This window comes from Candidatus Ozemobacteraceae bacterium, assembly GCA_035373905.1.
Taxonomy (GTDB): Bacteria; Muiribacteriota; Ozemobacteria; order Ozemobacterales; family Ozemobacteraceae; genus MWAR01.
Genome location: DAOSOK010000014.1, coordinates 91424 through 115422 on the forward strand (window position 1 = coordinate 91424; position 23999 = coordinate 115422).

At 62.3% G+C, this 23999-nt stretch carries 24 protein-coding genes; 18 read left to right on the forward strand and 6 right to left on the reverse strand.

Annotation, left to right across the window (positions count from 1 at the left end):
* The first annotated feature begins 3 nt into the window (after nucleotides 1–3).
* Nucleotides 4–306, forward strand: coding sequence for a GIY-YIG nuclease family protein (locus PLU72_08745; protein HOT28267.1), 303 nt, complete (start codon nucleotides 4–6; stop codon nucleotides 304–306).
* Here PLU72_08745 and PLU72_08750 read toward each other — a convergent pair.
* The 6 genes from PLU72_08750 to PLU72_08775 all read right to left on the reverse strand — a co-directional run bounded on the left by PLU72_08750 (nucleotide 275) and on the right by PLU72_08775 (nucleotide 8724).
* Nucleotides 275–2029, reverse strand: a complete 1755-nt coding sequence (locus PLU72_08750; protein HOT28268.1) for a SpoIIE family protein phosphatase — start codon at nucleotides 2027–2029, stop codon at nucleotides 275–277. The two genes, PLU72_08745 and PLU72_08750, sit on opposite strands and share 32 nt — an antisense overlap.
* Nucleotides 2030–2307: 278 nt before the next feature.
* Nucleotides 2308–3072 (reverse strand): sugar phosphate isomerase/epimerase, encoded by a 765-nt coding sequence (locus tag PLU72_08755; GenBank protein HOT28269.1) that lies wholly within the window; start codon nucleotides 3070–3072, stop codon nucleotides 2308–2310.
* Between the two features lies 1 nt (nucleotide 3073).
* On the reverse strand, nucleotides 3074–3793 hold the full coding sequence (cobB, locus tag PLU72_08760; protein ID HOT28270.1) for an NAD-dependent protein deacylase: 720 nt from the start codon (nucleotides 3791–3793) through the stop codon (nucleotides 3074–3076).
* Nucleotides 3794–3802: 9 nt separating this feature from the next.
* Nucleotides 3803–6403: an acyl-CoA reductase gene (locus PLU72_08765; protein ID HOT28271.1), complete on the reverse strand. Its 2601-nt coding sequence runs from the start codon at nucleotides 6401–6403 to the stop codon at nucleotides 3803–3805.
* 10 nt (nucleotides 6404–6413) lie between these two features.
* Entirely contained in the window at nucleotides 6414–7541 is a 1128-nt protein-coding gene (locus PLU72_08770) for an acyl-protein synthetase (protein ID HOT28272.1), read from the reverse strand.
* Nucleotides 7534–8724 (reverse strand): hypothetical protein, encoded by a 1191-nt coding sequence (locus PLU72_08775; protein HOT28273.1) that lies wholly within the window; start codon nucleotides 8722–8724, stop codon nucleotides 7534–7536. The genes PLU72_08770 and PLU72_08775 overlap by 8 nt, the downstream gene beginning before the upstream one ends.
* 187 nt (nucleotides 8725–8911) lie before the next feature.
* Here PLU72_08775 and PLU72_08780 point away from each other — a divergent pair, with 187 nt between their 5' ends.
* The 17 genes from PLU72_08780 to PLU72_08860 form a co-directional block, all read left to right on the forward strand.
* Nucleotides 8912–9928: a tyrosine recombinase gene (locus PLU72_08780; protein HOT28274.1), complete on the forward strand. Its 1017-nt coding sequence runs from the start codon at nucleotides 8912–8914 to the stop codon at nucleotides 9926–9928.
* Nucleotides 9925–10473: an ATP-dependent protease subunit HslV gene (hslV, locus tag PLU72_08785; GenBank protein ID HOT28275.1), complete on the forward strand. Its 549-nt coding sequence runs from the start codon at nucleotides 9925–9927 to the stop codon at nucleotides 10471–10473. Before PLU72_08780 ends, hslV begins: the two co-directional genes overlap by 4 nt.
* Complete coding sequence (gene hslU, locus PLU72_08790; GenBank protein HOT28276.1) at nucleotides 10470–11891, forward strand: ATP-dependent protease ATPase subunit HslU; 1422 nt, start codon at nucleotides 10470–10472, stop codon at nucleotides 11889–11891. The genes hslV and hslU overlap by 4 nt, the downstream gene beginning before the upstream one ends.
* A gap of 15 nt (nucleotides 11892–11906) precedes the next feature.
* A complete protein-coding gene (gene flgB / locus PLU72_08795; protein HOT28277.1) occupies nucleotides 11907–12329 on the forward strand; it encodes a flagellar basal body rod protein FlgB in 423 nt (140 codons plus the stop codon).
* On the forward strand, nucleotides 12329–12775 hold the full coding sequence (gene flgC / locus PLU72_08800; protein HOT28278.1) for a flagellar basal body rod protein FlgC: 447 nt from the start codon (nucleotides 12329–12331) through the stop codon (nucleotides 12773–12775). Before flgB ends, flgC begins: the two co-directional genes overlap by 1 nt.
* A 14-nt stretch (nucleotides 12776–12789) precedes the next feature.
* Nucleotides 12790–13086, forward strand: a complete 297-nt coding sequence (gene fliE, locus PLU72_08805; GenBank protein HOT28279.1) for a flagellar hook-basal body complex protein FliE — start codon at nucleotides 12790–12792, stop codon at nucleotides 13084–13086.
* A 142-nt stretch (nucleotides 13087–13228) separates the two neighbouring features.
* A complete protein-coding gene (fliF, locus tag PLU72_08810; GenBank protein HOT28280.1) occupies nucleotides 13229–15133 on the forward strand; it encodes a flagellar basal-body MS-ring/collar protein FliF in 1905 nt (634 codons plus the stop codon).
* Between the two features lie 6 nt (nucleotides 15134–15139).
* A complete protein-coding gene (fliG, locus tag PLU72_08815) occupies nucleotides 15140–16201 on the forward strand; it encodes a flagellar motor switch protein FliG (protein ID HOT28281.1) in 1062 nt (353 codons plus the stop codon).
* The gene (locus PLU72_08820) at nucleotides 16194–16658 is read left to right on the forward strand and encodes a FliG C-terminal domain-containing protein (protein ID HOT28282.1); all 465 of its coding nucleotides are present in this window, start codon (nucleotides 16194–16196) and stop codon (nucleotides 16656–16658) included. The genes fliG and PLU72_08820 overlap by 8 nt, the downstream gene beginning before the upstream one ends.
* Nucleotides 16658–17764 (forward strand): FliH/SctL family protein, encoded by a 1107-nt coding sequence (locus PLU72_08825; protein ID HOT28283.1) that lies wholly within the window; start codon nucleotides 16658–16660, stop codon nucleotides 17762–17764. The genes PLU72_08820 and PLU72_08825 overlap by 1 nt, the downstream gene beginning before the upstream one ends.
* Before the next feature lie 6 nt (nucleotides 17765–17770).
* Nucleotides 17771–19075 (forward strand): FliI/YscN family ATPase, encoded by a 1305-nt coding sequence (locus PLU72_08830; protein ID HOT28284.1) that lies wholly within the window; start codon nucleotides 17771–17773, stop codon nucleotides 19073–19075.
* 24 nt (nucleotides 19076–19099) lie between these two features.
* Nucleotides 19100–19588, forward strand: a complete 489-nt coding sequence (locus PLU72_08835; GenBank protein HOT28285.1) for a flagellar FliJ family protein — start codon at nucleotides 19100–19102, stop codon at nucleotides 19586–19588.
* A gap of 1 nt (nucleotide 19589) precedes the next feature.
* Nucleotides 19590–20228: a lytic transglycosylase domain-containing protein gene (locus PLU72_08840; GenBank protein ID HOT28286.1), complete on the forward strand. Its 639-nt coding sequence runs from the start codon at nucleotides 19590–19592 to the stop codon at nucleotides 20226–20228.
* A 7-nt stretch (nucleotides 20229–20235) separates the two neighbouring features.
* Nucleotides 20236–21195: a hypothetical protein gene (locus tag PLU72_08845; GenBank protein ID HOT28287.1), complete on the forward strand. Its 960-nt coding sequence runs from the start codon at nucleotides 20236–20238 to the stop codon at nucleotides 21193–21195.
* Between the two features lie 139 nt (nucleotides 21196–21334).
* Nucleotides 21335–21988 carry a Uma2 family endonuclease gene (locus tag PLU72_08850; protein HOT28288.1) on the forward strand — a complete coding sequence of 218 codons (654 nt, stop codon included), beginning with the start codon at nucleotides 21335–21337 and terminating at the stop codon, nucleotides 21986–21988.
* A 32-nt stretch (nucleotides 21989–22020) separates the two neighbouring features.
* Nucleotides 22021–22650 (forward strand): Uma2 family endonuclease, encoded by a 630-nt coding sequence (locus PLU72_08855; GenBank protein HOT28289.1) that lies wholly within the window; start codon nucleotides 22021–22023, stop codon nucleotides 22648–22650.
* Nucleotides 22651–22655: 5 nt separating this feature from the next.
* Nucleotides 22656–23999: NAD(+) synthase (locus tag PLU72_08860; GenBank protein HOT28290.1), on the forward strand; the 1344-nt coding region annotated here is incomplete at its 3' end.

Sequence of the window (23999 nt, forward strand, 5' to 3'; positions counted from 1 at the left end):
TACATGCTTGTCTGCCGGGACGGCAGCATCTACACGGGCGTCACCACCGACGTCGACCGGCGCGTGCGCCAGCATAACGAGGGCACCGGGGCCCGCTACACCCGCTCGCGCCGGCCGGTATGGCTCGCGTTCACCGAGCCGTGCGGCGGACGGGGCGACGCCCTTCGCCGCGAACTGGCGCTGAAAGCCCTGACGCACGATGAAAAACGGCTGATGATTCTGGCCGCGGAGGCGCCCCCCCGCCACGTCGGAAAACAACCGTTCCCGCGGACGCTCAAGGTTCGAGGCGGACGACCAGACAGGTGAAATCGTCTTCCAGACCGCGCGTTCCGACGAAACGCTGAACCGCGTCGCGAATTGCGGCGACGAGTTCACTTGCCGACAGCAGGGCGCCCAGGCGGACCGCGTCCTTGATCCGTTCGAGGCCGAACATCTCTCCATCCAGGTTCCGGGCCTCGGTCACGCCGTCCGACAGAAAAACGATGATGTCGCCCCTCCGCATCGGGACGGTGGTGCAGGAATAATCGAGAACATCGCCGATGCCCAGCGGGGGGCGAGTGGAGTCGATCGTAAAGAACCGGCTTTCCGCCTGTCTGTACACAAGGACGGGAGGATGGCCGCAGTTCACGATCTGAAGAGTTTTCTGGTGCATGTTCAATCGCGCGAACACGAGGGTGACGAACGCGTAGAGATTCGCGAGCCGGGCCGCCAGTTCCCCATGCACCATGCCTAACAGGGCCTCGGGCTCAGGCAGACGCCGTCCCTCCCAAGCCAGAAGTCTCGAAAGCGAGCGCAGGAATGCGATGCGCGCGGCGGCGCCGATCAGCGCGGCGGGGGTTCCCTTTCCCATGACGTCGCCTATGACGAGATCGTAGACATGTTCACGGATCGGGAAAAAGTCGTAAAAATCCCCGTCAACCTCCATCGAGGGGATGGAGACGACGTCCATGGCGATTGAAGGCGGACAGACAGGAAGTCTGCCGAACAGCAGGTTCTGCTGGATCTCGGCGGCGATGGCGGCCTCCTGGGCCCGGGCCTTCTCGAGCGCCTCGCGTGCCTGGCGGAGAGAGACCTCGGCCTCTTTGCGCTCGGTGATGATCTGCGCGACGAGCATGCCGGCCATGACGGCGGAGTTGCCGGTTCGGACCGGCACGAGCCGCATCTCGATCACCTCCCCGGCGTATGACATTTCCTCGACGACCGTTTCGCCCGCCAGGGTGCGCCTGCAGAACCCTTCGATGGCTTCCGCGACGTCGCCGGGGAAGACCTCTTTCACGGTTCTTCCCTCGAGGCGCTCGGGAGTCAGGCCCCAACGCGCGCCCGCCTCGCCCTCTGCGACGAGGAACCGCGTTTCACGGTCGAACAACAGCACCATGCCGTTCGGATAATGGCTCGCCAGCAGGCGGTATCTGAGTTCGCTGCGTCGGCGAATCTGCTCGTTGCGCTGCCTGACGATCTCCTGGCGGAACACCGTGCCCCCGATTTCGAGAAGCTGGCGCTCCCAGACGGTCCAGCGTTTGAGGGCGTTGCGTTCGGAAAAGCCGAGCACGGCCCTCATCCGGCCGTCGAGCCGGAGGGGCCACAGGAGGTAGCCGCGAAGCACTTTCGGCGGCCCTTCGAGGACGGCCGCCACAGCTTCCGAGTTTCGCTCGAGCCGCTCGAGCAGCGCGGGATGCTTCTGAAGCGCCGGCAGGTGGTTCCATTCGGGAAAGGCGCCGACGTCCTGCGAACTCACGAGAACGTCGTGAAACTCGGTCAGATGCTCATCCATGAGCCAGAGAAAGGCGGAATCGACGCCGATGAAGCTGGCGATGCGTCTGAGCGCGGCCCTGATGCGGGCCCGGAAGTTGAGCATGCGGGAGGCCAGGAGCTCGTCCGAAAGCTGGTCGAGCAGGGCGACGAGCGATTCGAGATATTCGAACGAGACGTCTTCGGGAATGGGCATGTACACAGGATCGACTGTCTTCCGGTTTTCCTGGGAATTCAGTTCCTGTTCATCCAGAACGTGGATTCTGTTCCGGGTTTCCATGCCTCCTCACCTCTGCCTTCCCCATTGTATCTAGCAAGTTTCGTACGAGAAGCCTTCCCGGGGCGTACCCCGGGAAAGGGAATCAGTGAACCCCCGTTCTTGATTCCTGCCTGCATTAGCCAATGATCGGTCTCGCACGCCATCCCGCCCGTTCTGAGCCTGCCGAATAACGAGGGGTTCTCGCCCCCTTCGCCAGGGTAGGGCGAGCGAGAGGGATCATCGTTTCAGGGAAAAACAGGACAACACCGGGGATATTTTCCCTCCGGGTCTGCGATGACTCAGGCGGACTGCCAGCGTTTCAGGAAAAGTTCGCGAGCCAGCGTGATGTAGGCGCGTTCCTGAACGAAAATTTCGAGTGTGATGGTTCCGTCGTAGACTTTTTTCAGACCGGGAACGAAGGTATCCCAGTCGATGCGGCCGGTTCCGGGAGGCAGGTGCTGGTCCTTGCTTCCGTCGTTGTCGTGAAGATGCACATGGACGAGGCGGTTCGCAAAGGCCTGGGCGAATTCGAGGGGGTTGCGCCGGTTCAGGTTGAAATGGCCGACGTCGAGATGGAACCCGAGGTCGGGATGATCGTTCATGAGTTTTTCGAGATTTTCGCGCGTTTCGTGGGGAGAGCCGACCGGCTCGTACATCAATCCCACGCCGAACTCCCGTGCCGCCGCCTCGACCTCGTGCAGCGACTCGCTCTGCCAGGCGAGTCCTTCCTCGGCCGTGAACATCGATGTCGGCCAACTCGCATGGATCGTCACCCAGGGCATGCCGATCCGGCCGAACACCTCGAGGTAGGTCCTGGCGGTGTCGATGGCGGCCCTCCGCATTTCGCGCATGGCCGAGCCGATCGGCAGATACCAGGCAAGATGACCGACACACCCGAGCCCGTGTGCATCCAGGGCCGAACGCACGGTGGCCGCGTCGACGCGCTCGGCTGTGCCCTTGTCCGGTTCCAAAAAGAGGTCGACGAAATCGAAGCCGGCCGACGCGATCCATTCTATTTCTTCGACGATATCACGCCTCGGATGCGTGGGATACCCGAGTTTCATGTCAGTCAGCTCCCGTTCTCAGAAGTTTGTCGACCCACGCCGGCACGACCTCGGTCGCGGGGCCGTACGTCGCGTCGGCGAACCGCGAAGCGCCGACCGACGGCTCGAGGTTCAGCTCGATCGTGCGCGTGCCGCCGTTCGAACGGGCGCGTTCGACAAAGCCGGCCGCCGGGTAGACGTTTCCCGACGTGCCGATCGCCGCGAACAGGTCGCAACGATCTATAGCATCAAATATCTCATCCAAGCGAAGCGGAGTTTCGCCGAACCAGACAATGTGCGGCCGCACCCCGCCCTTTCCGGCGCAGTGCGGACAGGCCGTCTCTGGCGAGATCTCGCCGGTCTCTTTCCATATGCGCCCGCACCGCTCGCACCGCACCTTGAGAAGTTCTCCGTGCATGTGGATCAGTCGGGTCGAACCGGCTCGCTCGTGCAGGTCGTCGATGTTCTGCGTCACGACGAGCAACCGGTCGCCCAACTCCCGCTCGAGTCTGGCAAGCGCATGATGGGCGGCGTTCGGCTGCACGGAACTCAACTGCATGCGCTGCTCGTTGTAGAACCGGTGAACCTTGACGGGGTTGCGCAGATACCCTTCGGGCGTCGCCACGTCTTCGATCCGGTACCGTTCCCAGACGCCGCCGGCGTCGCGGAAGGTGTCGAGGCCCGATTCTTTCGAGATGCCGGCCCCGGTGAGAACAACGATCCGGTGTGTACGTTCGATCATGAAGGTACGTCATCCCTGTCGCTCGTCGATGACGGTTTTGATTTTGCCGGTGCGGATGCTTCGAGGCAGTCCGCCCGGCGGCAACCACTCGATCTCGACGTTCAGCCAGCCGTCTTTGATGGCCTTGGCAAGCTTGTAGGAGCCATGCCCGAGGCCATCGAGAACCTGAGCGTCGGGAAGCGGCCGCCCGGCTTCCAGGCGAAGCACCAGCAAATCGCGGCTGTTCCTCGTACGGGCGACGATCTGGAAGTTCTGGCTCACCGCAAGGGTCGCTAGGCCGGCGGCAACGTCGCCGGGAAGCAGGTTGATACCGCCGATCACGAGCAGATCGTCGCATCGCCCCAGCAGTTCGAAGGTCCTGCCGGAGAAGCCGCAGGCGCACTCGTCCATCTCGACCCAGCGTCCGAGGTCGCCCGTCTTGTATCGCACAACCGGCATCAGCAGACGAGTCAGGTTGGTCGAGACGATCTCGCCCGGCTCGCCGTCGCTTCGCACGGCGCCGGTTTCCGGATTGACGATCTCGACGAACTGGTATCCCTCCAGTACATGGTGCAGGGAGCCCCCGAGATGCATGCACTGGTAGCCGATCGGGCCGGTGTCTACGCAGGCATACCCCGCGGAACGAACGAACTCGCACCCGAGCGTGCGACGCAGGAACTCTACCGTCGGCGCCCGCAGATGTTCACCGCCGTAGAGAATTTTCCTGATCCGCACGTTCGAACCGCTCCGCTCGACCTCCTCGGCCAGCTTGATGATCACGGACGGCAGGCCGACGAGCGCGTTGGCGTTGAACGCCTGCAGAAACTTGATCATCATGTCGAAACTGGTCGCGCCCCCGATCGGCATGTTCAGGCAACCGATGTTCTCGAGCGCCCGACCAGCGACGTTGAAGCTGGTCCAGAGGTTGCCGGCGAGAAAGATATTCCCGACGACGTCTTCGGGCTCGAGCCCCGCGGTGGAATAGATAAATCCCAATACATCAGTTGCTATTTTATATTCCTCGTTGGAATACAGCGCGAATTTCGGCTGGCCGGTCGTTCCGCCGGACGCGTAGACGTAGGCGTCGGCCATCGGCCCGGTCAGGATGTCGTTCGAGAGGGGCGGCGAGTGGCGGTAGAACGTGTCGCGATCCAGCAGAGGAAGCGCACGGAGGCGTTCCGCCGGCGACCGATGCTTTTTTTCCGCCGCGGTGACGAGGGGCCCGTAAAAGGGAGATCGGCGCAGGGCATCGAGAAGGTTGCTGATGATGCGCCCCGGCTCGTTCCGGTGTTCCCGGTCGATCCATTCGACGAGTTGGGAAAGCAGGAACGCACCTTCGTGCGGGGCGCCCGCCTTTCCCTCGCTCATGCCGCCGAACTCGGTGATGCGCTTGGCGCCGGCGGCCGGCAGTCGTTCCTCGAGTGTCTCCCGGCAGGCCGGGCCGACCGCGAGGCCGACGGTCTGGAGATACGCGCCGATCGGGCGGATTTCCTCCATCAGGCGGTCGACCGACGGTACGAGTTTGAAGAACAGCGTCCGGTTCAGGCAGGACACCTTGAACGCGGGGTCCTCCTCATAGACGAGCGTCCAGTCGAACGCATCTGGGCAGATCAGCTTCGCCCGCCCTTTCACTTCGGCCATCAGGGCCAGCTCGCGCACCTTGCGGATCTCGACCTTCTCGTCGAAACCGATCGGCCCGATCGGCAGTTCTTTCGAAACCCGTTGCAATTCGGCGCTCAGCCGCTCCATCAGGACGAATACCGACTTTGGCGAGTCTCCGATGGTATAGACCAGGTGAGGCGACGAGCAGGCCTGCTGATCCCAGGCGCAGAGATCGAGCGCGAGGCCGCGCACGACCTCGTCCGGCAGACCGGCTTCAAGCGTTTCGGCGTCGGCGACGGCAAACGAGTAGCGGGGCCCGTTTTCGATCAGTCTCGTTCCGCTGCCGATGCGCTTGCGCACCGAGGCAAGCGCATCGCGACCGCCCCAGAAGACGACCGTCAGATCGGCCGACAGAAGCGATCCTTCGACCGTTTCGTCTCCGCCTTTCCAGGATACGATTGCCTGGTTCGGCCAGACGAGGCCGTCTGGATCGCTTTCGCGCAGGCTTTGCATGAACAGGCGCGGGAACACGGGATCGACGTGCGACATCTTCAGGATGTTCGCGTTCTTCGTGAGAATGCCCGCCAGCAGGCTGTCGACAGCGCCCACGAAGACGTTTCCGGCGGCGAGATGGACCACGACGCCGCGGGGGATGGCCCGAAGATCGTATCCGAGGTCGTTCCGGGCAACCCAGCCATCCATGACGGCCAGTTCGCCGATCTCACCGAACAAGCGAGCCTCGGTCGCATCGTGCCGGCACAGTTCGGCGACGACGTCGAGTCCTTTTTCGACCATCTCGGGGCTGAAGCCGATCAGGCCGGGAAGTTCCCTCTGAGCGGTCTTGCGAAGCGGGTGTTCCGGGTCCGCCCAGACGGCTGCCACACGGTCGAGAACCTCGATGACCTCGTGGATCGGGACCGAAGCTGCAGCCGAGGCGCGTTCCCGTCCGGCGGCGATCAACGAAGGGATCTTCTCCCCGTTCAGTGAAGCGTCGGCAACCTCGGCACCAAATATAGTCGTAGATATCATATTCATCGACTCACTGTTTCAGAAGATCGAGTGCGGAGATGGCGCATCCCTTGTGTTTCGCCACGCCCGCGCGGCCGAGGATTTCCAGCGTTTTTCCGGAGCGGCCGCAGGGGCAGCCGCCGGCCAGGCGAGCCCGGTCCGTCGTCAGAAGCGAGATCGAGGGATAGCTCGAAAGATACGGCGTCATCAGATGCAGCAGGCCAGGCTCTCCGTCGGGAAGCGGCTTCAGCGTTTCCGGATCGACGACCTGCGCCCGGGCGAACACCGGGACATGCAGGCGGCCGCACTCGCAGTCGACGTAAGGAATGCCGTGCTCGACCATGCCGAAACTGTCGCGAATGTTCCGCTCGGGCATTCCGAGAATCGCCGACACGCGTTTTTTGAACAGGTCTTTCGTCACTTCGCGGTCTTTGTGAATCTTCCAGCCGCCGCCGGTGATGACGAACGCGCGCTCGCCGAGCGTCAGCCGCTTGCCGCGCGATTCGAGTTCGTCGCAGACCTGCCAGAGGTAGGCGGGAAACCCGAGAATGCGAACCGGCCGGCCGCGTCCGGCGAACGTCAGAAGTCGACGCACCGTCATGCCGAGATCGAACTCGAACGCTCCGGTCGCCTCGCTCCAGCGGATCGCGTAGAACACCGATCCGCGCCGCGTGAGACCGGTCAGGATCTTGTCGGAAAACGCCGTTCCCACGTTCTTTGCGATGCGCGGGTCGTAGGTGAAGCAGAGATAATCCGCGGTTTCTTCCCTGTTCACGAGGCCGAGCGAACCGAAGATGGCATCGACGACGCGCAGAATCCGGTCGTAGGAGCGTTTGTCGAGCACGATCGCGCTGCGCTGGCCGCCGGTTCCCGAGGAGGTCAGCTCGATCTTTATTTTCGAATCGGGAATCGAGATCAGCCGGTGTTCCTTGAAGATCGTCACAAGCAACGGCGGAATATCCTCTGGAACGGGCGACGCGTCTTCCGTCAGTCCTTTCGCCTGGAGAAATCCGGCGAATTCGGGGCATCTCGCTCGGTGCCAGGCGAGCGTTTCACGCATGGCATCGACGAACAGCGCATCGGTTGCACGACAGTGGGCAAACGCATCGGAAAGATCGAACAGCCTGCCACAGGCCTCAAACGGTGGTTTCTCAGCCAAGTCGCCACTCCTCGTCGAAATCGGGCTGGCAGCGCACCAGCATTTCATACCAGCATTTCATGAACGCGTCGAGAAATCGCCGATTCGTATCGACCAGGTGGAGGTCCATAAAGTCGAGACTCTCGAACGATCGCGAAAAGACGATGTAATCCTCACGGCAGCCGTCATCGGCCATGCGCATCGCAGGGAAATACGCGCAGGGCAGAAACTTGGCGTCGATCGCGTTGCGCTGATACTCGGGGTTGAACGCGCTGACGAGCATCTCGATGTATCGCATGCCGAACTGAGCCGCCGCTTCGCAGAACCACATGATGACGCGGCGCCGATCCTCGTTCCGGATGCGGTACGCCACGATCGTGCCGTTCCCGTCGGTCTCGTTGAAATCGACGAAGATTTCGGCGTGCTTGTCTTCGGAGACGAACAGCAGGTTCGGCGTGATGAACGGGAAAAAGACCTTGTCCATCATGTCGTGGTCCTGGTAGAGGTCGAAAAGCTGGAGGATACGCTTCTCGTCGCGCTCGACGCAAAACCGGATCTGGTCGCCCATGCGCCGCGGATCGGCTTTGTCAAGTTCGATGATTTCGGGCTCTTCAGTGATTCCGAGCACGTCCATCGCGATACGGTAGAACTCGACGACCTCGGGAATCAGCTTCGGGTAAGGACGGCGAAGGGCGAGCGAGTTTTTCCGGAAGAAGACCTCGAGACCATGCGTCTCGAACGACTCGACCTTCCTGACGTTCGGGAAAATGCCCATCGGATTGAAATCGAGATGTTCGAGGACGACCTGCGGGGCCACGCTGACCGTTCGGGTCGTCGCGTAGATCACGTCGCAGGTGCGGGTGCGGACGGTCAGCCTCGCGATGCCCTGCTGGACCATGAACCGCATGACGTCCTGGCCGCGGAACTCGCCGAGAACGACGGCGGCATAACACTTGCCGAACTTGTTGACGGGGTCGATCGCGAAGATGACTGAGCCGATGATCCGCCCCTCGCATGTGGCGATCGTCCAGAAATAGTTCGGATCGTCGGCCTTCTTCGCGATCAGTTCGGGTTCCTGGACTTCCCGCAGCGTATACTTGCCTTTGTATACTTTATGATATAGTTGGATGATTCCTTCGGCATCCGCCGGGGTGGCCGACTTGAACTCGACGATCCTGCCATCCTGCAATGATATCTGCTGCATTCGCTTCCGGATGTCCTCGCTTTGCGTAACGGCGTATGATCGCTGCAAATCTTCTCTTCAGTATAAATCTCCTGGTTCATCGAGTCAATTTCTCACCCCGGTGGAGCTTTGTTCTTCAATCTGTCCTGAATCTGTCCTGGATCTGCGTCATCTGTGATATCCCCGTATTTTTCCCCCACCCTAGCGCATGCACGGAAAAATATTTTTACGGTGCCCCTTGTGGAACCCCGGTCGTGTTTGTTATGCTTTTCCATCCCCGGTTCATACCCTCGCGAAAGAGGCGGAAACGTTCTTGCAGAGCCTGATTGATAGCTTTCTGGCCCACTGTGAAAAGGAGCGGTCGATGTCAGCGCACACGGTGCGCGCATACGCCGCCGATCTTCACCTCTTCCTCGATTGGATGCGTCGCATGGCGCCGCCGGCAGAGCCTGCCCGCGCCGAAAAACTCACCGCATCCGAGATCCGCTCGTTCTGGGCACAACGGCGACAGGCGGGTGTGTGCGGCAACAGCGTGAGGCGTGCACAATCGGCTCTCAGAGGCCTTTTTGCGTTTGCAATCCGCAGAGGAGTCATCCGCGAGAACCCCATGGACACGGTGGATCCGGCCCGCGGCGGCAGGCCGCTCCCCCGGATTCTTTCCGAGGAGGAAGCCGAACGGCTGATGACCTCGAACGACTCGTCGCTGTCGGGGCTTCGGGACAGGGCTCTTCTCGAACTTCTCTACGGAAGCGGACTTCGGGCATCAGAAGTCGTTTCGCTCACGAGGCAGTCCCTCGATTGTCGGGCCGGGCTCCTGCGGGTGACGGGGAAAGGGTCGAAAGAGCGCATCGTTCCTCTCACGCCGGCCGCCATAAACGCCGTCGGCGAGTATCTCCGACGCCGGGATGCCGAACAGCCTGATGCACGGAACGAGCCGGCCCTTTTCCTGAATCTGCAGGGCACCCCCCTCCGGGTGCGCAGCGTTGCCCGCATTCTGGAAAAGCATATCCGGGCCATTGCTCTCGCGCGTCACATCAGCCCTCATGATCTTCGTCACTCGTTCGCGACGCATTTGCTGAACGGCGGCGCCGACCTCCGCGCCGTGCAGGATATGCTCGGCCATGCAAGCCTTTCCACGACGCAGATTTACACGCACCTAAGCCGCGACCGGCTCCAGAAGATTTACACAGCCACCCATCCCCGCTCCGGAGGAGAAACGTCATGATCGGGACCGACGGATTCAAGGCGACCACCATCCTGGCCGTCATCCGCGACGGCCGCCTCGCCATGGGGGCGGATGGCCAGGTCACGCACGGCGACCAGATCGTCAAGCACGGAGCCCGCAAGCTCCGCAGGCTTTCCGGCGACCGCGCCCTCGGCGGCTTTGCGGGGCACACGGCCGACGCGCTGACCCTGTTCGAACGGTTCGAATCGAAACTCGAGGCGGTTCCCGGCAGCCTCAAGCGAGCCGCGGTCGACCTTGCGAAGGAGTGGCGGACGGACCGTGCCCTGCGCCGGCTCGATGCGATGCTCCTGGTCGGGGACGCGGCACAGATCCTGCTTCTGTCAGGCCAGGGCGACGTCGTCGAGCCCGACGAGCCGGTCGCGGCAATCGGCTCCGGTGCCCCGGCGGCGCTCGCGGCAGCCCGTGCCCTGCTCAGGCACACGACGCTCGGCGCGGCCGAGATCGTGAAACACGCGATGCAGATCGCTTCGGAACAGTGCATTTATACGAACGACAGAATCACCGTGGAGATACTCGCGCGATGACCGACAACGCAATGCACCGATCCACGGCACCGGCCCGGGAACTTCTTCCCCAGGATATCGTCGCCGAACTCGACCGGTATATCGTCGGCCAGCAGAAGGCCAAACGCGCCGTCGCGATCGCCTGGCGGAACCGCTTTCGCCGCAGCCTCGTCAAAGGGCCGCTGTATGACGACATCCGCCCGAAAAATATCCTGATGATCGGCCCCACCGGCGTCGGCAAGACCGAGATCGCCCGCAGGCTGACCCAGATCGCGAACGTCCCGTTCCTCAAGGTCGAGGCCACAAAGTTCACCGAAGTGGGCTACGTCGGCCGCGACGTCGACTCGATCATCCGCGACCTCGTCGAAACCGGGCTTCGCATCGTCCGGGCGCGCCGCATGGCCGAGCTCGCTCCCCAGGTCCAGGCGCGCGTGCGCGAGCGGCTGCTCGACCTGCTTCTGCCGAGAAAGCACCCGCTGAGCGGGTTCGAACGGGGCTCAACAAAACACCACGAAATGCCGATGGACCGTATAGAGCCTGATTCCCACGACACGATCCGCGACCACCTGGCCGCCAAGCTCGACGCGGGACAGCTCGATGAACAGACTGTCGAAATCGAGGTGACCGAGAACGTGACACCGACCGTCGAAGTCATTTCCCACAGTGGGGTCGAGGAAATGGGCTTCAACCTTCAGGGAATCCAGTCCATGCTCGGGACCATCCTCCCCGGTCGGCGCGGCCGGCGGCGTGTCACGGTCCGAGAGGCGCGCGAGCAGCTGACGAACGAAGAGACGGCCCGGCTGGTCGATTCCGAAGAGAGCCAGCGCGAGGCCGTGAAGCTCGTGGAATCGCACGGCGTCGTCTTCCTCGACGAGATCGACAAGATCGCCGCCTCCTACGTCAGCAAGAGCGGCCCCGACGTCTCCCGCGAAGGCGTGCAGCGCGACCTGCTGCCCCTCGTCGAGGGCACGACGGTCATGACGAAGCACGGCCCGGTGAACACCGACCACATCCTGTTCATTGCGGCCGGCGCGTTCACGGTCACCAAGCCGTCCGACCTGATTCCCGAGCTCCAGGGGCGATTCCCGGTTCGGGTCGAGCTCGACAAGCTCACCGCCGCCGACTTCGAGCGCATTCTCACCGAGCCGACAAACGCCCTGACTCGCCAGTATGCGGCGCTTCTCGCCGCTGACGGCGTCGACCTGGTCTTCACGCCCGAAGCCATCGAGCGCATCGCCTCGTTCGCCGTCATGGTGAACACGATGCAGGAAAACATCGGCGCGCGTCGCCTGCACACGGTGATCGAGCGGCTCCTCGACGAGGTCAGCTTCGACGCCCCCAAGGCCGCGCAGGGCCGGTATGAAGTCACTCCCGAGCTGGTCGACCGCGTTCTGGGTCCGTTCCTCAAGGACCAAGACCTCGCCCGGTTCATTCTCTGACAGGAGGCATCACGCATGTTCCGCGATCTGACCGAAACCTCCACCCTCAATCTTCTCGCGAAGGGCCTCGGAACGGCCGCCCTGCGCCACAAGGTCATTTCGAACAACATCGCGAACGTGAACACGCCCGGCTTCAAACGCCAGGTCGTCAGCTTCGAGGACGAGATGGCGAAAGTGTTCGACGGACGCCCCGAACTCGCCGGGAAGCGCACCGACGACAGGCATATTCCCATAGATAACATCAACTATATGGATGTGACGCCATCCGTCGCGACCGATCGCGTGCATGTCATGCGCAACGACCGGAACAACGTCGACATCGACGTCGAGATGGCCGATCTTTCCAAGAACACGATGCTGTATCAGATCGAATCGACGCGGCTCGCGGCGATGTTCTCGGATCTGAACGACATCATCACGAGAGGAGGTAGAGCCTGATGGGTCTCTTCGGCGCCATCGACACATCCGCTTCCGGCCTGACCGCGGAGCGTCTCCGGATGGACGTGATCTCGAACAACATCGCGAACGTGAACACGACGCGCACCGAGGACGGCGGTCCGTTCCGGCGCCAGTTGTGCATCTTCCAGTCGCGCAGCCACGAGCACCGGTGGCCGTTTACGGCCGCCACCGAGCGCGGCAAATCGCCGGTCGGCACGGGCGTCAGGGTCGCGGGCGTGATGTCCGACCAGTCGCCCTTCAAGCTCGTCTACGACCCGAACCACCCCGACGCGGACAAAGACGGCTACGTCCGGTTCCCCAACATCAACATTGTGCATGAGATGGTCGACATGATCACATGCACGCGGGCCTACGAAGCCAACGTCACGAGCATCAACGCGGCGAAGGACATCGTGAACTCGGCGCTTGGCATCGGAAGACGATGAGGTAGATGACGGAGATGCGCATCGAATCAATTACCCCGTTCGAAACAGGCAAACCCAGCGCCGCGTCCCGCATCGACGCGAAGGAGCAGTGGCAGATGTTCGCCGACAAGCTTCAGACGGCGATCACCGAGGTCGACGACCTCGAGAAGGCATCGCAGAAGCTCACGCAGGACGCCGTCCTGGGCCGCGTCGAAAACCTCCACGACGTCATGATCGCGGCGGAAAAGGCCCGCACCGCCATGAACCTGACGCTCGAGGTCCGCAACAAGGCGCTTGAAGCCTACAAGGAAATCATGCGCATGCAGTTCTGATGAGGCATGAACACTCGTTCTGCATACACGGTCTTTTCATCATCGAGCTTGAAACCCCGGCCTTCCATGACCTGAAACATCAGGCAGGATACGTTGGGCGCCCGCGGAAGGCGGGCAACACGGAGTAGGGAGTAAGGCAAACATGACCGAGTTCTTGCGGCAACTCTGGGAGCCCATCGCGAAGCTTCCCCGGGCCCAGCAGATCATGCTGGCCGGTATCGTCATACTTGTATTCGCCGGTATTATAACGGCCACGATGTGGGGTTCACAGAAGGACTTCACGCCGCTCTTTGAAGAACAGCTGAAACTCGAGGACGCCGGCAAGGTCGTTGCGAAGCTGAAGGAACTGAACATCGAGTACAAGCTCGGCGCCACGAGCTCGGACATCCAGGTCCCGCTCACCGACAAGAGCTACATTCTTCTCCAGCTCGCCCAGGAGAAGACCCTGCCCCAAGCCCGCGCCGGCTGGTCGAAGCTGATCGACGACCGGTCGATGTTCGCCGGCACGACGAAGGACGAGTTCGAGCTCAACTTCGTCCGCGGCCTCCAGGACGAGCTGGAAAGCTCGCTGATGCGTTACGACGCCGTCGAGAGCGCGGAGGTCCACATCACCAAGCCGAAGAAAGAAGTCTTCAAGGAGGACCAGAAGGAGCCGACGGCCGCCGTCTTCCTCAAGCTCCGGCCGAACAAGGACCTCGACCGAGACAAGGTCCGCGCCATTCGAGAGTGGCTGTCCTCAGCTGTCGAGGGACTCAAGCCCGAGAATATCCGCATCACCGACACCGAGGCGCACGACCTGACCCGCCTCCTCGACGAGGACGAAGACATGACCCTCGACAAGGTCAAGTCGGCCCAGCTCAAGCACACGATCGAAGTCGAGAAACGCCTCGAAAAGAAGCTTCGCAGCCAACTCGAAGAGGCGTTCGGCAGCGGCAAGGCGTCCGTGCGCGTCACCGCCACGATGGACTTCGACCAGAAGGAAGCGCTCGCGGAAGTGCTGATTCCTCCAGTCGAAGGCGCGACGATGGGCGTCATTGTTTCCCAGAAAATCGAGAACGAAGCCTACGAAGGCAAGGACCTCACGAAAGACGGCGAGCCCGGCGTGAATTCGAACCTGCCGCCCGGCGCGCCGGCCTACCCTTCGACCGAGGGCACCACCGCCAACAAATACCAGCGGAACGCGGCGATCCAGAACGTCGATTACACGAGATCGAAGGAAAAGTTCGTCAAGGAACAGGGCACCATCAAGCGCCTCTCGGTCTCGATCATTCTCGACGGCAACTCGGAGAAGGTGCCGCCAAGTCTCGAGGAACAGATCAGGAGCGTCGCCCAGGCCTCGGTCGGCTTCGACAAGAAGCGCGGCGACCTGCTCACCCTCATGGTGTATCCGTTCAACAACGACATGGCCGAGAAAGCCCGCCGCGACATGGTGGAGCGGCAGCATCAGGAGCGAACGATGTTCATGATTGTCATTGGACTGTTGATGGCCATTCCCGTCATGCTCGGAATGGTGTATATTTTCGTCCGGATGTCGCGGGCACGGGCGATGGTCAAGGAGCAGGAAGCGCTCGTGGAAGCGACCCGGGCGAAGGAACAGCTGCGGCAAGCCGAAGAGATGCGCAAGCAGAAGATTCGGGAGCAGCAGGAGATGGAGTGGGAGCGCCGCTTCCAGGACATCAACAACTTCTTCCCGGAGATCAAGGAGCTCGAGGAAAAGCGGCGCAAGGTGCAGGATCTGCGGCAGAAGGCCTACTCCTATGCGCGCGAACAGGACGTCATGCCGCCTGACTTCGACGAGATGACGCCCGAAGAGCAGTATCTGTTCCGCGAGGCGTTCAAGCGCAAGGCGGACGGCACGCTCGACGACGGCCTCGCCCGCATCGAGGCCCTCATCGGCGAGCGGGAACGGGCCCACCAGGCCGAGATGGACAAGCTCGCCCAGGAGGCCAACGTGCGCGCCAAGCTCGAAGACCGCGTGCGGCAGCTCGTGGAAAGCAAACCGGAGGATGCGGTGCAGGTTCTCCGCATCTGGCTCGAGGAGGAATAACGCTCCGTGGCAAAGGGTCTCGAAAAACTTCTTGCAGGCTCGAGGGAAGTCGACGGCGACGAACTCGGGCCGCAGCTTTCGGGAAAAGCGAAAGCCGCGATTCTGCTCATTTTCCTCGGGCCCGAGGCCAGCGGAAAGATGTTCCAGTCCCTGACGGACCCGGAGATCGAGGCGCTGACGATCGAGATCGCCAAGCAGCGCAAGATCTCGACCGAAGCGAAACTGCTGGTGCTCGGCGAGTTCGAGCACCTGATGATGGCGCGCGAATTCTACGCCGAGGGCGGCCTCGACTACGCGAAGCAGCTGCTCGAGAAGGCCGTCGGCCCGAGCAAGGCGCTCGAGGTGCTCTCGCGCATGGGCACGTCGCTTCAGGTGCGGCCGTTCGAAGCGGCCCGCAGCGCCGACCCGACCCAGCTGGCGACGCTGATCCAGACCGAACACCCGCAGCTGATCGCCCTCATCATGTCGTATCTCCAGCCGGAAAAGGCGGCGATGATTCTCCAGTCGCTGCCGGCCGACATCCAGACCGAGATCGTGAAGCGGCTCGCCCTGATGGACCGGACCAGCCCCGACATTACGCGCGAGGTCGAGAACTTCCTCGAGAAAAAGCTGTCGTCGCTCATCGGCCAGGACTTCGCGAGCGCGGGCGGCCTCGATTCGCTGGTCAACGTGCTCAACCAGGTCGACCGCGCCACCGAGAAGACGATCATCGAGACCATGGAAGTGCAGGAGCCGAGCCTCGCCGAAGAGATCAAGAAGCGCCTGTTCGTGTTCGAGGACGTGGTGCTGATCGACGATCGCGGCATCCAGCGCCTCATGAAGGAAGTCGATCCGAAGGATCTCTCGGTCGCCCTCAAGGGCGTCACCGACGAGGTGAAGGAGAAGTTCTACAAAAACATGTCGAAGCGCGCCGCCGAAATGCTCAAGGAAGAAATGGCCTACATGGGGCCGGTGCGCATCCGCGACGTCGACCAGGCGCAACAGCGCATCGTCGGCGTCGTCAAGACTCTCGAAGGCAAGGGCGAAATCGTCATATCGCGCCCGGGCGAGGAGGAACTGATTGGCTGAGCGATTCACGGACCCCTGGGCCCAGGGCCGGAAGGGCATAGACATACTGGCCGATATACTTCAGCACACCGATCCGGCGACCGTCGCGAACATCATGAAGAACCTGCAGCCCGAACTGCCGCAGATCGTGAGCGAACTGCGCCGGCGCCTGCTGGTGTTCGAGGACATCGCCCACGTCGATCCGCGCGGCGTGCAGAAGCTGCTCAAGCGCATCACGATGCGCGACCTCGCCCTCGCGCTGAAGGGGGCGCCCGACAGCGTGCTGCAGAATCTGGGCACCAACATGTCGCAGCATCTCATCCAGGATCTGCGCGACGAGATCACCGCGATCGGCCCCCGGCCGGCCGCCGAGATCGAAGCGGCGCGGGCTCGCATCCTCGGCATCGTCCGCGACCTGATCAACCAGCGTGAGCTGTATATCGAGCGGCCGGGCCAGCCGTCACGGACGGTTCTCTGATGGCCAAGATCTTCAAGTCGTTCCAGGTCAGGATCGACCCGTCGACCAAAACCGCGGTTCCGACGGTGTGGCCGCCGCGCCCGCCCGGACCGCCGCCCGGCATGGACGAGGAAGAGGAAGACTCGACCTTCCACGCCATTCCCCCCGAGTCGCTCGGGAAGACCGCGAAGCCGATCGTTCCGCAGGCGCCGGGAGAGCATCCGCCGGAGAGCCACGAAGGCGCCCAAGGCGGCAGGTCGCCCGTTCCCCCCGAGGCGGCAGGCTCCGAAGGCCTGTCGGCAGAGGCGGCGGCGGCGCGCGCCGGATCGGCGAAATCGGCCGCTTCCCGCAAGTCGCTCGAGCTCGCGGCGCTCGAACAGCGCCTGCGCGACTGGGAGCAGCAGCTCACCCAGCGCGAAAGCCTCCTTCGCCAGGAGGAAGAAGCGTTGCACCGCGAGTCACTTGCCCGCCGCCAGGCGCTCGAGCAGGAATCGGCCCGCATTCTCGAGATGGCGAAGAAAACATCCGAATCAAACCTCGCCGCGGCGCGCGCCGAGGCCGAGTCGATCCGCAAGAGCGCGGCCGTCGAGATCGAGACGGTGAAGCAGAAAGCCTATAAAGAAGGCTACGCGCTCGGCGAGGAGAAAGGCATATCGGCAGGCGAAAAAGCCGGGCGCGAGGAGATCAGTCTCGACTGGCAGAACCTGATGCAGGAAACCGAGATGCTGATCTCCGAGCTGAAGACGAGCCGCATGGCGATGCTCAAGTCTTCCGAAGAGGAGATGGTGCGACTCGTGATCGCGTTCGCCCGGAAAGTCTGCAAGGTCGAGCCGGTCGTGCAGCCCGAGATCATTCTCTCGAACCTCGACGCGGCCATCAACAAGATCGCCGAAGCCGACAAGCTCGTGCTGCGCATCAACATGAAGGACAAAACGATGACCGAGGCGCACAAGGTCGAGCTGATGCGGCGCCTTTCCACCGTCAGCGATCTGCGCGTCGTCGAGGACGGCTCGCTGCAGCCGGGCGGCGTGAAGATCGAGACGAACAGCGGCACGATCGACGCCACGATCGAAAGCCAGGCGCAGGAACTCGAAAACGCGCTGATGCGTTTCCTCAAACAGGAGTAGCGCCGCGTGAGCTTCCGGTTTGAAGAATACGAGCGGATCATCGATTCGGCTGACACGGTGCGCGTCAACGGCCGCGTCAACCAGGTCGTCGGACTGCTCATCGAGGCGTCGGGGCCCCAGGCGGCCGTCGGCGATCTCGTGCATGTGCTCACCGGTCTCGGACCGATGCCCTGCGAAGTCGTCGGATTCAGGCGCGGAGCGGTGCTTCTGATGCCGCTCATCAGCACCACAGGCATCAGGCAGGGAAGCGAAGTCGTCCCGGCCGGCCTTCCGCTGTCAGCGCCGGCAGGCCAAGGCCTTCTGGGCCGTCTCGTCGACGGGCTCGGCGAACCGCTCGATGACAAGCCGCTGCCGGCGGGGCTGGTGAAGGTTCCCATCGTCCGCGATCCACCCAGCCCCTTCTCGCGGCGACGCATTCTCGAGCCTCTCGAGACCGGCGTTCGGGTGCTCGACGGCCTGTTCACGATCGGCAAGGGGCAACGTCTGGGCATTTTCTCGGGCTCGGGCGTCGGCAAGAGCACGCTGATGGGCATGATCGCCCGCAACTCGAAGGCCGACGTCAACGTCATCGGCCTGGTCGGGGAACGAGGCCGCGAAGTGCGCGAATTCATCGAAAAGGATCTCGGCGAGGATGGGCTTCGCCGCTCCGTCGTCGTCGTCGCCACGTCCGACCGGCCGGCCCTTGTGCGCGTCAAGGCGGCCTTCACGGCCACCGCCATCGCCGAGTATTTCCGTGACCAAGGCATGGACGTCATGCTGATGATGGACTCGGTCACCCGCTTCGCCCTCGCCCAGCGCGAGATCGGCCTCGCCGTCGGCGAACCTCCCACGACGCGCGGCTACACGCCGTCGGTCTTCTCGCTGCTTCCCAAGCTGATGGAACGCGCTGGCACGGCCCGTACCGGCTCGATCACGGCGATCTACACGGTGCTGGTCGAAGGCGGCGACATGGACGAACCGGTCGCCGACGCGGTGCGCGGTATTCTCGACGGACACCTCGTGCTGAGCCGCGAGCTGGCCCAACAGAACATTTTTCCGGCGGTTGATATATTGGCAAGTATTTCTCGCCTGATGCCGGACATCGCGCCGAAGCGCCAGTTCGAGGCCGCAGGGAAGGCGAAAGACACGTATTCGACCTACATGCAGTCGGCTGACCTGATCGGCATCGGCGCCTACAAGGCCGGCTCGAATCCGAAGATCGACACGGCGATCGCGAAACTGCCGAAGATCCAGGAATTCATCAAGCAGGGCATCCGCGAGCAGACCACGTACGACGAGGCGGTCAAGTCGCTCGAAGCGCTCATGGCGTGATGATGCGGCGGACGGTCGGCTGACATGGCGTTCAGATTTCGGTTCCAGCAGTTGCTAAACATCGCGATCCACGACGAGGACGCGGTGAAAGCAAGACTGGCCGTCAAGGACGGCCAGATCGCGGAGGCCGAGGCGCAGATACAGAAATACATCGATGAATATAATATTGGGCTCGAGGCAAAGGCGATCGACCTTCTTGCAGGCAGAATGGATCAGGTCCGGATGTATCCGCTGTTTCTCGCGCGCCTCGCGAACGCCCGGTCGTTTTACGAGGAGGAGCGCGACCGCCTCATGGAGCAGCGGGCGAAGATCGTCGTCGAACTGAACGAAAAGCGCCGGGTCCGCAAAACCTACGAGCGAATCCTCGAGCGCGACCGCAAGCGGTATGTCACGCGAGAGCAGAAGCTCGAGCAGAAGCGACTCGACGATTTCGCCTCGCGGCTTGGCCGGTTGAAATCAGGCGAGGAGGCGAACGAACCTGCCGTGCCGGCCAATCCGGGACAGGAGGGATAAAATGCTCGAAAACATGCGAAAGGTGCTCGAACGCATTGACGAGCTGAACGGCTCGTTCCGCGGGATGTCCCGCCGCCCGGCCCGGCGCGAGTCAGGCGACTTCGCCGCGGCTCTGAACGAGGCAAAACAGACGGGACTCGCGGCGAAGCCGCCCGCACCGGCGAAAGCCCCCGTCCCCCTGGCGACCGTTCCACTGCCGGCCCCGGCGAAGAACACGCGGGCCGTCGACCCCGAACAGTATCTCGGCCTGGTCGAAAAATATGCGGCAAAATATGGAATTGACCCGGCGCTCGTCAGACAAGTCATCGCCGTCGAATCCGGGTATGACGAGCGGAGCGTCAGCGACAAGGGCGCGATCGGCCTGATGCAGCTCATGCCCGAAACCGCCCGCGAGCTGGGGGTCACCAACCCGTTCGACCCCGAAGAGAATATTTCCGGCGGCACCAGGTATCTGGCCCAGCTGCTGAAACAGAACGGCGGCAACCTTCGGCTGGCGCTCGCCTCCTACAATGCCGGCCCGGGCGCCGTGCGCCAGTTCGGCGGCGTTCCGCCGTTCCCGGAGACCAGGTCGTTCGTCCGCAAGGTGCTGTCCGGCTACGAAAAGGCCGGCGGCGCCGGCGAAGACACGATAACGGAGTAACGCACGCATGGCAGATCCGAAAGTCCCCGCCCAGCCGGCCCGTCAACAGCCCGCCGCCGCCCCCGGACAGCGTCCTCAGAAGCAGGAAAAACCGGCAGACGGCGCCGAGAAAACGATCGCAGCCGCTGATGCCCCGGAGAACGATCCGCAGCCGGGCCCCGTCTCCAGACTATATCGAGTGATATCGAATCTTGCGTTCCTCGTCCTTCTCGGACTGTTCCTCGGCATGGTCGGCATGACGGCCCTCGCGCTCGACTTCCTGGATCTGCTCCAGTGGCGGTACCGCGTTCCCGAGGAATGGCGCGCGAAATGGCCGATCGCGGCGTATTACGACTTCGTCAGGCTTCACCAGCTTCCCGAGGAACAACGGTATCAGGAGCTTCTGCAGCGAGAAAAACAGCGCTACGACGAGATCATCGGGTCGGGCAGCGTCGACCTCAAGCGCCGCTCCGAGTCGCTTGAAGCCTCGTATCGCGAACTGGTGCGCTCTCAGGAGGAACTCTTCCGCAAGCGCCAGGAGGAACTGCGCATACAGCAGGAGGAGCTTCTGAAGGAGCGCAGGGCGCTCGACGACCAGAAAGCCGACCTCGCGACCCGCAAGGAGTCGGTCGACCTCATCTCGCGCCAGCTCGCCTCCGAAGCGGCGAGTCTCGAGGCCAGCATGATCAGGTTCATGGAAGACGAAAACCGCCTCAGGCCCGTCCAGGACATCGCCGCGGCGATGGAGCCCGCCGCCATGGCCCGCATCCTCGACGAAGTCTCCGACAACGCCCTGGTCTTCCAGATTCTCAAGGGCATCACACCCGCCCAGTCGGCCGCCATCCTGGCAGCAATGGATCCTGAGAAGGTCGGCAAGATCATGAAAATCTCGCAGAATCCCCCGGCCCTGCCCGCCGGCAACGACCGCAGCTACCTTCCCAAAAGCCTCCAGAATCTCGTCGCCACCTCCCAGGCCAACCTCCGCTGATCATCGGAAATTCCCAAATTGTCTGTAGGGGCGGGTTTGAAACCCGCCCCTTCATCACATCGGGATGCCAAAATGGGAAATGCCATTGTTTTGTGCGTGTGGTGCAGAGAATCTTCCTCTGCTATAGTATCTGGAGAATGTGGAGGCTGGTATGAGCGATCCAAAAGAAATCCCGACGAAAACATATACATATGCAGACTACTGCACGTGGACTGACGATAAACGATTCGAATTGATTGACGGTATTCCCTACGACATGACGCCGGCGCCGGGAACCCTCCATCAGACCTTGGTTGGTAAACTGTATCGTTTCCTGGATGAATTTTTCGAAGGAAAACGGTGTAAAGCATTCGTTGCTCCGGTCGACGTGCGTCTGCCCAAGGGAGACGAATCCGACGACGAGGTAAATACCGTCGTTCAGCCCGATGTGATCGTCGTCTGCGACGAAACGAAAATAGACGCCAAAGGATGCAGGAAAGCCCCCGACCTCGTCATCGAAGTGCTCTCCTTCTCGACCGCCTCGCGCGACCAAATTAAAAAGCGTGCATTATACGAACGTCACGGTGTCAAAGAATACTGGATCGTGCATCCCGACGATCGTCTGGTCTACATGTATCGGCGGTTACCCGACGGCCGTTTCGGTCCTGCCGACATCGTCGCGGCCGAAACCGAAAGCGGCACCCCGGTGACCCTCTCGACGCCGCTGTTTCCTGACCTCGCTATCGACCTGGGCCGTGTATTTCCGCCGCTCCCGCCCCGCGTCATTCGTGAAGGCCCGCCTCGCTATCTTTGATGAGTTCCTCTCCGGTGAAAGGACCATATCGCATGTCGGTACCCCGACAACATCCGAAAAAAGAAGGCTACACCTACGGCGATTATCTTACATGGTCTGATGACAAACGCTGGGAGATTATCGATGGCAACGTCTTCGACATGACCCCGGCTCCCACCACGCACCACCAGGAAATCTCCGGCAACCTGTTCGGCCTGCTCTGGGCTTTTTTGCATGGGAAGCCCTGCAAGGTTTTTCATGCACCGTTCGACGTGAGGCTTCCGAAAGGCAACGAAATCGATGAAAACGTGAAGACGGTTGTCCAGCCTGATATCATCATCGTCTGCGATGAGAAAAAGATAGATGAGCGGGGAATGCGCGGCGCACCGGATATTGCCATCGAAATTCTGTCTCCATCCACCGCTTCGCGGGACCACATTCTCAAGCGCAGACTGTATGAACATCACGGGGTGAAAGAATACTGGTTGATCGATCCGACCAACCGAATCTTCCACGTCTACCGGGCCAGCGCCTCAGGAACATTCGATAGGTTCGAGCCCCTCGATGACCAGGCCACCCTCGAGACCCCGCTCCTGCCGGGTCTGAGTATCCGACTGGCAGAAGTTTTCCCGAAATTGCCGCCAAGGGTCGTTCGGGAGGGCCCGAAAAAATACCAGGTATGAAGCACATGAAGCGCTTACCGTTTGACTCGCCCTATGCTCACGGATTCATTCGTGGTGCCGTGGCCGTGCCCGTCGTCCACCTGGCCGACCCTGCCGCGAATCTCGCTGAAACGCTCGTTCTCGCCCGACAGGCCCACGACGAGTGCGCGGCTGTCGTCACGTTTCCCGAGCTCGGGCTGACCGGGTACAGTTGCGAAGACCTGTTTCACCAGGCTGCACTGATCGATGCTGCTGAAGATGCCGTTGCCGGTGTGCGAAACGCCTCCCGCGGGCTGATGCCGGTGCTGGTCGTCGGAGCGCCGGTGAGGGCAGACGGCCGGTTGTTCAATGCCGCGATCGTCATCCATGACGGCCGGATTCTGGGCGTCGTTCCGAAAAGCTACCTGCCCAATTATAGAGAATTCTATGAAAAGCGCCAGTTCAGCGCCGCCCGGCACGCCATTCACGATGAAATCGATCTGTGCGGCGATCGTGTGCCGTTCGGCACCGATCTGCTGTTCGAGGCTCGCGCGACGGGGGACGGGCGCCTGACCGGCTCGACGTTCACCCTTGCGGTGGAAATCTGCGAAGATCTCTGGTCCCCCGTTCCGCCGGGCACCTTTGCCGCCCTCGCGGGTGCGACCGTCATCGCAAACCTTTCGGCCAGCAACGCGACGATCGGGAAGGGCGAATACCGAAAGCTCCTCGCGGCCTCCCAGACCGGCCGCTGTCTTTCCGCATATCTCTACGCAGCCGCCGGCCCCGGTGAATCGACCACCGACCTTGCCTGGGACGGCCACGGCATGATCTGGGAAAACGGCCGTCTTCTCGCCGAAACCCGGCGGTTTTCCAGGGGCGGCGATATCGTTCTGGCAGACATCGACATCGAACGCCTACTGCTCGAACGCCAGCGCGTGACGACTTTCGCCGACACGGCCTCCGATCACAAAGACCGCCTCCGGATGCGCCGCGTCGGCTTCCCATTCGCCGTTCCCCAGCAACCGGTTCCATTGCGGCGCGACATCGAGCGCTTCCCTTTCGTGCCAGGCAACCCCGCCGACCGCGACCGACGCTGCGAAGAGGCCTATGCCATCCAGGTGCAGGGGCTCGAACAGCGACTCCGCAGTTCCGGCATCGGAAAGCTCGTCATCGGCATATCTGGCGGCCTTGACTCGACTCAGGCCCTCATTGTTGCCGCCCGAACCATGGACAGGCTCGGCCTGCCGAGAAAGAATATTTTAGCCTATACCATGCCCGGCTACGCCACAAGCGACCGAACCCTGGCAAATGCACGCGGTCTGATGCAGGCAATGGGCGTGACCTCCGGCGAGATCGATATCCGGCCGTCCTGCGAGCAGATGCTGCGCGAC

What these genes read in the sequence shown, in the direction of transcription:
- PLU72_08745 (HOT28267.1), top strand. Translation starts at nt 4, where the DNA reads ATGCTTGTCTGCCGGGACGGCAGCATCTACACGGGCGTCACCACCGAC.
- PLU72_08750 (HOT28268.1), bottom strand. Translation starts at nt 2,029, where the DNA reads ATGGAAACCCGGAACAGAATCCACGTTCTGGATGAACAGGAACTGAAT.
- PLU72_08755 (HOT28269.1), bottom strand. Translation starts at nt 3,072, where the DNA reads ATGAAACTCGGGTATCCCACGCATCCGAGGCGTGATATCGTCGAAGAA.
- cobB (HOT28270.1), bottom strand. Translation starts at nt 3,793, where the DNA reads ATGATCGAACGTACACACCGGATCGTTGTTCTCACCGGGGCCGGCATC.
- PLU72_08765 (HOT28271.1), bottom strand. Translation starts at nt 6,403, where the DNA reads ATGATATCTACGACTATATTTGGTGCCGAGGTTGCCGACGCTTCACTG.
- PLU72_08775 (HOT28273.1), bottom strand. Translation starts at nt 8,724, where the DNA reads ATGCAGCAGATATCATTGCAGGATGGCAGGATCGTCGAGTTCAAGTCG.
- PLU72_08780 (HOT28274.1), top strand. Translation starts at nt 8,912, where the DNA reads ATGCACGGAAAAATATTTTTACGGTGCCCCTTGTGGAACCCCGGTCGT.
- hslV (HOT28275.1), top strand. Translation starts at nt 9,925, where the DNA reads ATGATCGGGACCGACGGATTCAAGGCGACCACCATCCTGGCCGTCATC.
- hslU (HOT28276.1), top strand. Translation starts at nt 10,470, where the DNA reads ATGACCGACAACGCAATGCACCGATCCACGGCACCGGCCCGGGAACTT.
- flgB (HOT28277.1), top strand. Translation starts at nt 11,907, where the DNA reads ATGTTCCGCGATCTGACCGAAACCTCCACCCTCAATCTTCTCGCGAAG.
- flgC (HOT28278.1), top strand. Translation starts at nt 12,329, where the DNA reads ATGGGTCTCTTCGGCGCCATCGACACATCCGCTTCCGGCCTGACCGCG.
- fliE (HOT28279.1), top strand. Translation starts at nt 12,790, where the DNA reads ATGCGCATCGAATCAATTACCCCGTTCGAAACAGGCAAACCCAGCGCC.
- fliF (HOT28280.1), top strand. Translation starts at nt 13,229, where the DNA reads ATGACCGAGTTCTTGCGGCAACTCTGGGAGCCCATCGCGAAGCTTCCC.
- PLU72_08825 (HOT28283.1), top strand. Translation starts at nt 16,658, where the DNA reads ATGGCCAAGATCTTCAAGTCGTTCCAGGTCAGGATCGACCCGTCGACC.
- PLU72_08835 (HOT28285.1), top strand. Translation starts at nt 19,100, where the DNA reads ATGGCGTTCAGATTTCGGTTCCAGCAGTTGCTAAACATCGCGATCCAC.
- PLU72_08840 (HOT28286.1), top strand. Translation starts at nt 19,590, where the DNA reads ATGCTCGAAAACATGCGAAAGGTGCTCGAACGCATTGACGAGCTGAAC.
- PLU72_08845 (HOT28287.1), top strand. Translation starts at nt 20,236, where the DNA reads ATGGCAGATCCGAAAGTCCCCGCCCAGCCGGCCCGTCAACAGCCCGCC.
- PLU72_08855 (HOT28289.1), top strand. Translation starts at nt 22,021, where the DNA reads ATGTCGGTACCCCGACAACATCCGAAAAAAGAAGGCTACACCTACGGC.